The sequence below is a fragment of the Clostridioides sp. ES-W-0018-02 genome, from assembly GCF_020658175.1.
Taxonomy (GTDB): Bacteria; Bacillota; Clostridia; order Peptostreptococcales; family Peptostreptococcaceae; genus Clostridioides.
The window spans coordinates 208,506-220,634 of record NZ_JACVVY010000003.1 but is presented as its reverse complement, the minus strand read 5'-3'; the positions used below and the strand labels follow the sequence as shown (position 1 = coordinate 220,634).

12 protein-coding genes are annotated in these 12,129 nt (G+C 26.1%); all 12 read right to left on the bottom strand.

All coding sequences use genetic code 11. The features are described from left to right. Nucleotides 1-57 precede the first annotated feature (57 nt). The 12 genes from IC219_RS09780 to IC219_RS09725 all read right to left on the bottom strand — a co-directional run bounded on the left by IC219_RS09780 (nt 58) and on the right by IC219_RS09725 (nt 12,094). Entirely contained in the window at nt 58-693 is a 636-nt protein-coding gene (locus IC219_RS09780; protein WP_227830902.1) for a TetR/AcrR family transcriptional regulator, read from the bottom strand. A gap of 435 nt (nt 694-1,128) precedes the next feature. Next, on the bottom strand, nt 1,129-1,254 hold the full coding sequence (locus tag IC219_RS22015; RefSeq protein ID WP_227830903.1) for an HTH domain-containing protein: 126 nt from the start codon (nt 1,252-1,254) through the stop codon (nt 1,129-1,131). A gap of 235 nt (nt 1,255-1,489) precedes the next feature. Continuing rightward, complete coding sequence (locus IC219_RS09770; protein WP_227830904.1) at nt 1,490-3,406, bottom strand: ABC transporter permease; 1,917 nt, start codon at nt 3,404-3,406, stop codon at nt 1,490-1,492. After that, nucleotides 3,406-4,152 (bottom strand): ABC transporter ATP-binding protein, encoded by a 747-nt coding sequence (locus IC219_RS09765; protein WP_227433941.1) that lies wholly within the window; start codon nt 4,150-4,152, stop codon nt 3,406-3,408. The genes IC219_RS09770 and IC219_RS09765 overlap by 1 nt, the downstream gene beginning before the upstream one ends. Nucleotides 4,153-4,255: 103 nt before the next feature. Continuing rightward, complete coding sequence (locus IC219_RS09760; protein ID WP_227824361.1) at nt 4,256-5,107, bottom strand: undecaprenyl-diphosphate phosphatase; 852 nt, start codon at nt 5,105-5,107, stop codon at nt 4,256-4,258. A gap of 266 nt (nt 5,108-5,373) precedes the next feature. Then, on the bottom strand, nt 5,374-6,366 hold the full coding sequence (locus IC219_RS09755) for a sensor histidine kinase (RefSeq protein WP_227433939.1): 993 nt from the start codon (nt 6,364-6,366) through the stop codon (nt 5,374-5,376). 9 nt (nt 6,367-6,375) lie between these two features. Further along, nucleotides 6,376-7,068, bottom strand: a complete 693-nt coding sequence (locus IC219_RS09750) for a response regulator transcription factor (RefSeq protein ID WP_227433938.1) — start codon at nt 7,066-7,068, stop codon at nt 6,376-6,378. Between the two features lie 519 nt (nt 7,069-7,587). After that, nucleotides 7,588-8,547, bottom strand: coding sequence for an NrtA/SsuA/CpmA family ABC transporter substrate-binding protein (locus IC219_RS09745; protein ID WP_227830905.1), 960 nt, complete (start codon nt 8,545-8,547; stop codon nt 7,588-7,590). 31 nt (nt 8,548-8,578) lie between these two features. After that, nucleotides 8,579-9,448: an ABC transporter ATP-binding protein gene (locus IC219_RS09740; protein ID WP_227830906.1), complete on the bottom strand. Its 870-nt coding sequence runs from the start codon at nt 9,446-9,448 to the stop codon at nt 8,579-8,581. After that, nucleotides 9,441-10,223, bottom strand: coding sequence for an ABC transporter permease (locus IC219_RS09735; protein WP_227824363.1), 783 nt, complete (start codon nt 10,221-10,223; stop codon nt 9,441-9,443). Before IC219_RS09735 ends, IC219_RS09740 begins: the two co-directional genes overlap by 8 nt. Next, a complete protein-coding gene (locus IC219_RS09730) occupies nt 10,224-10,853 on the bottom strand; it encodes a hypothetical protein (RefSeq protein ID WP_227482012.1) in 630 nt (209 codons plus the stop codon). Between the two features lie 341 nt (nt 10,854-11,194). Then, a complete protein-coding gene (locus tag IC219_RS09725; RefSeq protein WP_227482011.1) occupies nt 11,195-12,094 on the bottom strand; it encodes a helix-turn-helix transcriptional regulator in 900 nt (299 codons plus the stop codon). Nucleotides 12,095-12,129: the final 35 nt, after the last annotated feature.

Below are 12,129 nucleotides of genomic sequence, written 5' to 3'. Positions count from 1 at the left end.
GTCCTTATATGCGACAGGATTACTTATAAAAAAACACCATATCACCATCATACAGTGTTAGCCTTTTAAATATAAAGTTATAACTTTGATAAATGAATCTATTAATCTATCAGGGCTTACTTCATTTTTTATTTCTTTATTGTTATATAAAAAAGCTATTCTTTGCAACAAACCCTTATATGTTGTTGATAGAACATCAATAGCAGCAATTTTATCTATATCACTTCTAATAGATGAATCATTTAAAGCAAGATCAAGAGATTTAGACAATGCAATATCCACATATCCAGAACCTCCCATGTAATTTCTAAATATTTCTAGATTTAAATTATTTTTAGAAAAATACACTTCTAACTCAGTAAGGTTGATTGTAACTTCAAAATGCTTTTTAACATGTTCTGCTCTTATTTTTAGGATTTCTATTATTTGTTCAAAGCCTGTTTTAGATAAAAATTCTTTACTCTCAAAAGAATTTTTAATTTCAATATATGATTGATTTAGCAATAAGGCCATAGCCTGCATCACCAAATTATTTTTGTTACCAAAGTATCTTTGGAGAGAACGAGTTGTAAGACCAACTTTTTTTGCGACCATTGTAACTGTAGTTGCTTCCAGACCATGAATTTTAAAGCATTCAATAGCACAATTTAATACTTTTTTTATATTTTCCTCACGGATTTCTTCATTAGCCATTAAAACCCTCCTTTCCAACAATATGCATAAATATAACTATACTTAACTCATGATATTGTAAATTTCTATAAAAGTCAATAATTTACTAAAATTTACTATTATTAAATTTTAGTAAGTAAAAAATTTTGGATTAATGTTGTATGAGCAAATTAAATTTATTCTGTGATAACTCCTTTTTACTTGTATTAACAAGTATATTTTTAATTACTTTACATAAAGTCTCTATTATAAACAAAAACATACTTAACAAATAGAGCTAAAAATATTATTAATGTTGTAGTGTTGGTTGCTTATTATACTGAACTTAAGCAAACTATATATTATATGCTGGTTTCAGTTGTTTATCTTTACTATCCATGATTTTTATAAATATCATTATTATACTTTAGTTGTGAATTTATCATATCTAGAATTGAAACTTCATTATCTAATAATCTAACTTTTTATTTGCCTTTCACTTACTTCCAACTCTTCTGCTAACTCTTTGCATTTCATTTTACCTTTACTTTGAATTAATATCATCATTCTCAATGCATTAGCTAATTTACTAATAAATAACACCCCCTAATAACATTAATTAATATTTTATATTATTTATTTCTACAGATATGTGCATATAACCTCTTTATACTTTATATAAGTAGAATATTTTTATAATTTTGACATTTATTATGTCATATTCGTATAGAATCTTAATAATTAATACAATAAAAAATATTACTGAAAAAATAAACATTTATAATTTCAGTAATATTAATTAATTTTAAACCTTTTTGTTATTAGTTAATTATATCCATTAAAAATTGACTAAATTTAATCTTACCTCTTTTAAATAACTATTTCTTACAAGTAAGAAATACACTATTTGAACTATAAACAAGCTTCCCATTACTAAAATCGCAGATGACGCAACCTCTATATCAAATGAATTTTTCAGTGCAGTAAGTGCAAATATCGAATGTATAACAGCTACTACATAAGGTAACAAAAACACAATCCCAATCTCAATGGTTGAAGCTCTCTTAATCTCCTTATATGTCATTCCCAATTTATTTAACTGTTCATACTTTTTCTTGTCAACTTGACAATCCATATAAAACTTATTATATAAGAAACTGCTTGTAGTAACAAAGAAAATTAAACCTATAAATATTGCTAAAAACATAAATGTAGAATATGTTAGTTTACCAGTTTCTATCATTAATTCTTTGGAGAAAAACAAATATGGTTGCATTCCAGACTCATTATCAAATTTATCTTCGAATTGTTTACATACATCTATAGTTTCACTTGAACCTTTTACCTCAAATGCTGAGAATCTATCTACTATAAATTTTGATTTTATACTATCATAAAAATTATCCTTTACCACATACATATTTTTATAATATGCTGGCATAACACATTCTTCTACCTGTTTTGCCACTCTTAAGCTTATATTCCCTATAATGACATTTTCTTTTACCTTTTTATTACCAGGTAGTCCTGATGAAAATAATGATATACATTCATTATCTTCAAAATTTATAGGCTTAACCCCTATACTCTTCGTAATTTCTAAGTACTTGGATTCTTTAATTATTCTTACATTAAAATCACTTTTCTTAGGAAATACAGTTTTAAACTCACCATTAACTCTTTCATAATCTATACCTTCTTTTTTTAACTTACTTTCTATAAAACTCATTCTTTCCTTATCTTTCTCTTTACTATCAGGTTTATTAGTGTCATTATGCAGAGTCATTGTTGAATAATATATTGTGTTAGGGTATATTAAATTAATTTGACGTTTTACATCTTTCCAAAATGAGTAAACTGTACCTATAGCAGTGAATGCCACTGCAGAAGTTATAGTTATCAAAAAGAATATCCTAGCATTATCCTTTACCTTATAAATTAAATTTGAAATCCAAAGCATATTTGTATTTCTTCTATAAAAACTTTTCTTCATCTTCAATTTTTTTATAAAGTACACACTAAATTGAGAAAAGAATAAATAAGTTGCTACTATAGTAAGAGATGTAACTGGAACTAATCGTAAATAAGTTGTATACTGGTCAGTTGATGTAACAGCACTATAATATGCTATTACAAACAGACAAATACTTAATATAGCAAGTATTAGTGATGTTTTAGGCTCTGGTTTTGGAGTTTTTGTACCTTTAAGTAACCTCAATACTTGATTTTCTTTAATTATAAAAGAAGTAAATATAGATGTTAATATAGCTAAAACCATAAAATAAATTAAAGTGGAAAACATTGCATTTAATGGTATATAAAAGTTTAGAGGTGATAATTCTAAAAAGGTAGACATAACTACTAAAAATACCTTTGAAAAAATTAAACCTACTATTATTCCAATTACAGAAGATACTATATTTATTACTATATTTTCTATAAGAACCAATTTCATTACTTGTCGTTTTGATATACCTGTAATATAGAGTATTCCAAACTCTTTATATCTACTTTTAAGAAAAACACTCACTGAATAAAATACAAAGAAGAATAAAAACAAATATGCAATTATTTTACTCATCTTAAGCCCTTCTTTTAAATAGTCAGGAAATTGAGATATATCTAAATCTGGATGACCTGTAAACATAATAAAAGAAAAAAGTAGTGACGAGGATATAACAATACTTGTTAAATATCCTAGATATGCTTTAATATTTCTTGAAATATTATTAATGGCAAATTGTTTTATGTTCATTAATTATCTCCTCCCAATAATGTAAGCACATCCATTACTTCTTGATAAAATTGTTCTCTACTATTTTCCTTATATATTTCATTGTATATAGCTCCATCCTTTATAAATAAAATACGATTACAATAGCTTGCTGCTAATGGGTCATGAGTTACCATCATAGTAGTGACTTTATTGTCTTTATTTATCTTTTGAAATAGTTCCATTACAGTCTTTGATGACTTTGAATCTAAATTACCTGTTGGCTCATCTGCCAAAAGTATTGATGGTTTATTGATTAAGGCCCTAGCAATAGCAGTTCTCTGAGCTTGACCGCCAGACACTTCAAAAGTTCTTTTATTTAATAAGTCTTCTATACCTAAAATTTTAGATACTTCATTTAGCTTTTCATCTTGCTCTTTTACACTTACCTTATCCAATGTCAATGGCAATACTATATTTTCGCCAATAGTTAAAGTATCCAATAGATTAAAATCTTGAAATACAAACCCCAACTCTCTTCGTCTAAATAATGCAAGTTCTTCACCTTTTAGTGATAATGGATTTTTACCTTTTAATTCTATTTTTCCTGTAGTTGGCTTATCTATAGTAGAAATCATATTTAAAAGAGTGGTCTTTCCACTTCCAGATGGTCCCATAATTCCTACAAATTCTCCATCATCTATACTAAAACTTATATTGTTTAATGCATTAAAAATCATTTTTTTACCATATACCTTGCTCAAATTACTCACAATTAAAGTTTTCATTATTTATAGCTCCTTTATAAGTTATAAAATGACATGCAGTATATATTAAATACTACTCATATTAATTAAAGAAATTTTATATAAATACTGAATTTATTTTAGTTTATATACTAATTATGTTAGTAAAAGCTAATACAGCAAGTACTATACCTGCCACTATTCTATATACAGCAAATACTCTCATTGGTTTTTTCTTTAAAAAATTTACGAACTTTTCCATAACTACTATAGACACAAGAAAAGCTACTATAAACCCAACAATTAAAGCAATCCATAAAGTTGGTGTCATTATTGAATAATCAAATTCAAATAAATCTAGTCCTGAAGAAGCTACCATTGCTGGTATAGCTAAGAAAAAAGAAAATTCCGCTGCTGTAGGAGAATTAAGCCCTGCTATCCATCCACCCATAATAGTGGATGCACTTCTTGACATTCCCGGCCACGCAGATAAAACTTGTAATATACCAATCTTCAAAGCTTGTACTGGAGTAATTTTATCTATATTATCTGTTGAGTGCTTCTTTTTTCTGAATAGAGTTTCTACAACTAATAATAAGATTCCTCCAACTATAAACCCTACAATTACAGATTGTAAATTAAACAATGCTTTTATGTTATCATAAAATATAACTCCCACAATTCCAAATGGTATGCAACCTACAATAACATTTATTCCAAACTTAAATCCAGTTTTTCCTTCCTTTCCTCCAGTAAATATAAATTTAAAAAACTCTATAACACTATTCTTTATTTTTTTCCAATAAAGTACTACTACTGCTAGGATAGCTCCAAGTTGTATTACAACTTCAAACATTTCAGCAAATTGACCTTTAAAATCTATCAAACTTCCCACCAAAATCATATGACCTGTAGATGATACTGGAATAAATTCTGTAAGTCCCTCCACTATAGCTATTATGATTGATTTTAATATAAAAATGATATCCAAACTCATTGATAAACACCCTTTCCTTACTATATAATCTTCTTAAAATTTCTTTTCTTATGTCATTTCTTATACTAATTTTAATTGACATTAGAAAGTTTCACTATCTACAAACATTACACAAACATTACATCTATGTAATGTTTGCAAAAAATAAACTATTTTAAAATTAGATTGTATAATTATAAATCTCATTAAAATATATGGACATATTAATTTTAACAAGATATTTAAATTATAAATACAATATTAATCCATCTTAAAATAGCCTCTTATTAGTTTATATTATCTTTACTGAATATTATTGAAACTTCAGTTCCTTTCCCAACTTCTGATTTTATATTGACCATATGACCTAAGTTGTCACATACTTTTTTTACTAAATAGAGTCCCATACCTGTGGATTCTCCAAATTTACGTCCATTTTCTCCTGTAAAAAATGGGTCAAATACTCTTTTTATATCTTTAGATACAATTCCAACACCTTTGTCTATTATACTTAAAATTATAGACTTATTATTTTCTTCAGATTTTATAATTAAATCTTTACTGTAATCTTTGGAATATTTAACTCCATTTGTAATTAACTGATTTATTATAAATTTCATCCATTTTATATCTGTATAAATATAAATAGATTTATCTATATGTATTTTAGGAATTATACCATTCTTTATGAATAATCTCTTTTCCTCATTTATAGTATCTACTATGATATCATTCAAATTAGCTTTTTCAACCACAAAATCTTTCTGAAATTCATCCACTCTTGCGAAATACATGGCCATGTTTAAGCCTTTATTAAGTCTATCTATCTCTTTTTTTATATTTTCAGTAACTTCTTCACCTTCATATTCCTGAAGTTGAAGACTTATAACTGATATTGGAGTTTTCATTTGATGAATCCATTGGTTGATAAAAGTTAAGTGTTCACTATGTATTTTTTTATGTTCTTGAATCATTGATTGATATAATCTATGTTGTTGTTTTAAAATAACTGATATGTTTTCTCCGAAAAAAGAGTTCCCTAAATATAAAAAGGATTCATCTAAGGAGTTTATACCTTTTGTAAATATAGTATATACTTCTCTGTTTTTATAATATTTATATACCAAAAAACATAATAATATAAAAGTACTAAACAATAAGATATACAAAGCTTCTTCTACATTAATAAATTTCATAAGACTACAATAAATAATTGTCATAGATATTCCTAAATAATATATAAAAATATAGCCTTTACAATCTTTAAATAATAATTTCATATTTTCTCCTTACCAATTTTTATTTAATTTATATCCTACTCCTCGTACAGTTTGAACAGCATCATTTATACCTAACTCCTCAAATCTTTTTCTTATTCTGCTAACATTTACATTTAGAGTATTTTCCTCTACAAACTCAATATCATCCCATATCTTTTCTAATAGATAATCTCTACTTACTACTTTAGGGTATTTTTTTATAAGACACTCAAGTAATATTCCTTCTTTTTTGGTGATAACCAAAGTCTTATCCTCTAACTCTATCTCTAATCTTTCTGGATAAAATTTTAGTCCATCTAGTTCTAATATTCTCTCATCTATTTTAGGCGAATATTCACCATATACCCTTCTTATCTGACTTTTTATCTTTGCCATTACTACATCATAATAAAAAGGCTTTGTTATATAGTCATCTGCTCCACTTTCTAAAGCTCTAATCTGGTCTAAATTACTATCTCTAGCTGATACAAAAATTATAGGAATGTTTGACTGTTGTCTAATACATCTACACCAATAGAATCCATCAAATTTTGGTAAATTTACATCTAAAAGCACTAAGTCTGGCTTGAAATTTGCAAATGTAGTAATTATATTATCAAAGTTTTCTTCAACCATTACTTCAAATCCATATTTCTCTATATAATCTTTAAGTAATGTACTTATTGATATATCATCTTCTACAATATATATTTTATGACTCATATAATTCCTCCATATTTTAGTTTTCTTATTTACCATATATTCATATAACTTTCACATATGGCTTTATGTATAGTATAGATACCTACTCAGATATCTATCAATTTATTAAATTTCAAAATACAGTATATTAATATTTATTAACAATTATTGGTAATATTTATACTTATAATTTTCTAATTTTTTGTTTGATATACACTTATTTACATAATATTATATATTATATTTATACCTGTATACTATCTATATTAAGCATGATATCTTTGTATCTATATATAATAAAATATTATTGTTAACTTTATTAATATAATTGTATTATAAAATACCTTATATAAAATACTATAAAAATATCTTCTTCTATCTGTAAATAAATATATTATATCTTTAAAAACACTCTAACAATTTAAAATTAAAACATATCTCTTCGCTATATAAACATACCATTAGCATATATTTTTATCAATAGAATAGAAAAAGTTACCTTAAATAAGGTAACTTAAACTTTTAACACTATTATCACTACTACTTAGCATTATATATTAATTCTTTTATGTTTACTTTTTTCTCTTGTAATCCATTTTTTATTAAGAAGTCTTGTGTCTCCTCAAGAGAAGATATATCTTTGTCTGTTATATCTAAACTAAAATCATACCAAGCATATAATTCTTTAGTTTCTTCAACGCTTAAATCAACTTCTTTTGCTACCTTTTCCATAGCTTCATCAAAGTTATTATCTACATATTCTAAAGTTTCTTTTTCAACTTTCATAAATCTTTCAACTACCTCTGGATGTTTTTCAGCAAAATCCGTACTAACAGCAGTTACTATTATGCCATCTACTAAACCTTCACCATTTGCTACAAGTTTACTTCCAGACTTCATAGCTTTAAGAGCTGCTGGTCCAGCAATCAATGCAGCATCAACACTACCATCAGAAAGAGCTGCTGATGCTTCTGGAATACCCATGTTAACAAACTCTACATCATCCATACTTAATCCTTCTTTATCAAGTGCTGCAATTAATACTTGATGTAATATAGTCCCTTTTGGTCCTGCTACTTTCTTACCTGCTAAATCTGCTGCTGATTTTATTGAACCATTATTTGTTAAAATCATAAATCCTTTTGGTGACCTACTATAAGTGTTTAGTATCTTTAATTCCACTCCATTAGATGCAGCTATCAAAGCTGATGTACCACCTAATGCATGTAAAAAGTCTATTTCTCCAGCAGCTAAAGCCTGTGTTTGCTCTGGTCCTGTAGTAATTTCATGAAAATTAACTTTTATATTATCCTTTTTAAATTCTTTCCCAAATAAATCATCCTGTTTTTGAATTATAGAAGGTACATTTAGTGGTGATTTTACATAAGTTAAATTTATTTCTGAAAGATTTTCACTATCATTCTTTTTTGCACATCCAGCTAAAGATGCTGTCGCAAGTGTCAATATTGTTATACCTATCAATAGTTTTTTTAATTTCATATTTTTACTCCTTAAAATATTATTAATTTCTTTAAATGCCTTTATTTGATTTCATTGTCATTAAAATATCTTTTTTTAATTTAATATAGTAATTTGAAGTTAAATCTCTATTATAATCATCCTCTATATTAAATTCTTCTATTTTTCTTTCATTTGTAAAAACAACTATTTTCTTGCCTATCTTTAATGCTTCATCAATATCATGAGTTACAAATATTACACCTTTATTGGTTGACTTATGTATTCTTACAACTTCATTTTGCATATCAATCCTTGTAAAATAATCTAGTGCTGAAAAAGGCTCGTCCATAAACAACATATCTGGATTAAAAGAAAGTGCTCTAGCTATACTTACTCTCTGTGCCATACCTCCTGAAAGCTCATTTGGATAAGAATTTTTAAACTTCTGTAAGTTCATCATTTTAAGATATTTTTCTATATCAATACTGTCTTGCTTATTTGATTCACTTACTTTGTTCTTCTCATTTAAATAAATATTATTATCATGCCTATCTTTATTAATGGTACTTTTTGAGTGATTTAATTTATTGAATATTTTATTTAAAAGATTACTTTTTTGTTGATTGTGAAAAGCTATGTTTTCGCTCACATTTAGCCAAGGCATCAATCTACTTTCTTGAAATACAAAACCAACATTAGGTTTATACTCTTTATTATCTTTTACAAACCTAATCTCACCACTATTTATATCTTCAAGTGATGCAATTGCCCTAAGTAAAGTAGTCTTCCCACATCCACTTTCACCTAAAATTACAGTTATATGACTTCTGTCTATATCTAAAGAAATATCACTAAGCACTACATGTTCTTCATTATCAACTTTATAACTTTTAGATAGATTTCTGATTATATATCCAGAATTACATACTGTATTACTCATATGCTTCCACCATCTTTCCCTTACTTACCTTTTTTACAATAATTGAAAATATATAGTCTGTAATTATTCCTAGAAGTCCAATTACAATTATTCCTACAATAACAACATCTGTCCTAGACATTTCTTTTCCATCAGATATTAAGTATCCAAGACCAGACGAAGCAGCTACAAGCTCAGCTCCTATAATTGCTCTAAAACTATATCCAAGTGCTAACTTTAGACCAACAGCAATATCGAGAATTGCATTAGGAATAATTATTCTAAATATTATCTGAAGCTTTGACAATTCAAATACTCTACCTACTTCAATTAACTTTGAATCACAATTTCTAATCCCCTTTAATGTACTTGTAAAGATTGGGAAAAAAGATGCCAAAATTATAATTATTATTTTTGATTCTTCACCTATACCAAACCACAATATAAGCATTGGTATTAAAGCAAGTGGTGGTGTATTTCTCAAAAAATTTATTAATGATTTAAAGTACTCATAAACTTTACCATAAATTCCAAAGAATATACCTAAAGGAACACCTATAATTGTACTTATTACAAACCCTATCAAAACTCTTTTCATACTTGCATATACATTAACAAATATTGAACCATCATTTATCATATTTAAAAATGTACTATACACTTTTTCAGGTGGTGGTAATATATATTCACTCCAAATACCAAGATAATTTGTAATTTTCCACAATACAAGAATTATAAAAAATATCAAAACACTTTTTATTAACCTTAAAAGTTTATCATTAATTTTATTGCCCATTTACAAACCATCTCCATTATTACATCCATCTTTACAATAAAACATTTCTACTATATCATACTTATCCTCAGAGCCATTTTTAATTTCTTGTATTTTACTTAATATTTCATCTTCGCTTGACACTTCAAGAACTTTTTCAAAAGAATCCTTAAAATACCCTAATGGAATTGGAGATTCATCTATTTTTCCAAGTGATTTTATACCTTCTTTTTCAGCAAATTCCTTCCATGTATAAAATAGAGCATTATCTTTATCCTTAAATTTTTCACTAGCAAAATCTCTTAATTGTGTACATGGACAGGTTACTATTAACATATCCTCTTTACTCTTAATATATTTTTCGTATAAAACTCTACAAGTCCTTACTAATATTGGTTCTATCATAGGAACTTCAAAACCATCTATCAAATTATTTCTTTTTAAAAGATTTATGCTTTCTGGACATCTACAATCTAATATCGTGTTTTCAGTCTTTTTTGCATATTCTTTGTACTGATTCTTTACATATTCTAATTGTGCCTCACATTCAACCATTATGTACCCTTTTTTTATCAAAGTTTCTTTAATAGTATTAAACTTTTCCTCATACATTTTTTCTGCTACTGGATTTATTAGAAGATATTTATTCATAGCTCCTCCTATTATTTAATATTGAATATTATTCTCAACTATTAGTTTAAATGAGTACTTTATTTTTGTCAATATATTAATTTTTTCTTTAAAAAATAATGTTTATTTACAATTTTTCACTTTTTTACTTACAATATTAAAATAATACATTCAATTTATTTTAACAATAAGATATACATTTTACTATTAATCTACTTATAATGACAAATATATAATTAGTTTCGATAATTTGATGTCAATGTTACACATGTAAAAATATACATATTATACAAAAATCAAACTGGGTTTTACCAGTAAACTAAAAAAGTGAAGTCTAATTAATACTTCACTTTTTACAATAATTATAAATATTTTATTTTAATATCATCAACAATCTGTAAAATCTTATCTCTAACATCTATGGGTTCTAATACTTCAATGTGATTTCCAAAAGAGAGCACATATCCATAAATCCAATCATTTTGAGGATACTGTACATTTACAATAAAATTTCCATCGTTATCGTATAATATATTATCAATATCAAATTCATCATAAACTCTATATGCTATATCTTTAGAAATTTTCAATTTTAAAATAATATTTTTATTCTTATCTTCTTTTATCTCTCCCACTTCAATTGGTATGCTTCGTATAAATGTCTGCTCACAAATACAGATATTCTTCATCCTTACGACCTTAAAAATTCTATAATCATTTTTTTGACGACAATAAGCTTTAATATACCATGACTTTTCTTTAAACCAAAGCATAAGTGGCTCTACACAACGTTTAGTTATCTTTCCATAAGTATTTATATACTCAAAAGTTATAATATTACAATCTAATATAGCTGATTTTATCTTTATAAATTTATCTTTTTCTACATCATTACTACACCAATGAGAAAAATCAACAGTTATCCAATTTAAATCTGATTTACAAAACAAGGCTCTAAGTTTTGCTAATGTAGAATTCATATCTGGATATTTAAGCATATTTAAACCCTCTAGTGATGCTAGAATTTCTTTCTGCTCTTGCTCAGATAAAATAGATTTATCAAAAGTAAAATTATCTAAAATACCTATACCACCATTTCTACCTTTATCAGTATAAATTGGAATACCAGAAGATGACAATATTTCAATATCTCTACAAATAGTTCGCCTAGATACTTCAAAGTGTTCAGCTAACTCCTTTGCAGTTACTCTTTTCTTATCTAACAGGATATAAATAATTTCAAATAATCTATTACTTTTCATATAATCACCTCATTACTTTATTATAGTATAAAAAT

Coding starts and splice junctions, on each gene's coding strand:
- IC219_RS09780 (WP_227830902.1), bottom strand. CDS start 693: ATGGCTAATGAAGAAATCCGTGAGGAAAATATAAAAAAAGTATTAAAT.
- IC219_RS09730 (WP_227482012.1), bottom strand. CDS start 10,853: ATGAATAAATATCTTCTAATAAATCCAGTAGCAGAAAAAATGTATGAG.
- IC219_RS09755 (WP_227433939.1), bottom strand. CDS start 6,366: ATGAAATTATTATTTAAAGATTGTAAAGGCTATATTTTTATATATTAT.
- IC219_RS09765 (WP_227433941.1), bottom strand. CDS start 4,152: ATGAAAACTTTAATTGTGAGTAATTTGAGCAAGGTATATGGTAAAAAA.
- IC219_RS09740 (WP_227830906.1), bottom strand. CDS start 9,448: ATGAGTAATACAGTATGTAATTCTGGATATATAATCAGAAATCTATCT.
- IC219_RS09725 (WP_227482011.1), bottom strand. CDS start 12,094: ATGAAAAGTAATAGATTATTTGAAATTATTTATATCCTGTTAGATAAG.
- IC219_RS09735 (WP_227824363.1), bottom strand. CDS start 10,223: ATGGGCAATAAAATTAATGATAAACTTTTAAGGTTAATAAAAAGTGTT.
- IC219_RS09745 (WP_227830905.1), bottom strand. CDS start 8,547: ATGAAATTAAAAAAACTATTGATAGGTATAACAATATTGACACTTGCG.
- IC219_RS09760 (WP_227824361.1), bottom strand. CDS start 5,107: ATGAGTTTGGATATCATTTTTATATTAAAATCAATCATAATAGCTATA.
- IC219_RS09770 (WP_227830904.1), bottom strand. CDS start 3,406: ATGAACATAAAACAATTTGCCATTAATAATATTTCAAGAAATATTAAA.
- IC219_RS09750 (WP_227433938.1), bottom strand. CDS start 7,068: ATGAGTCATAAAATATATATTGTAGAAGATGATATATCAATAAGTACA.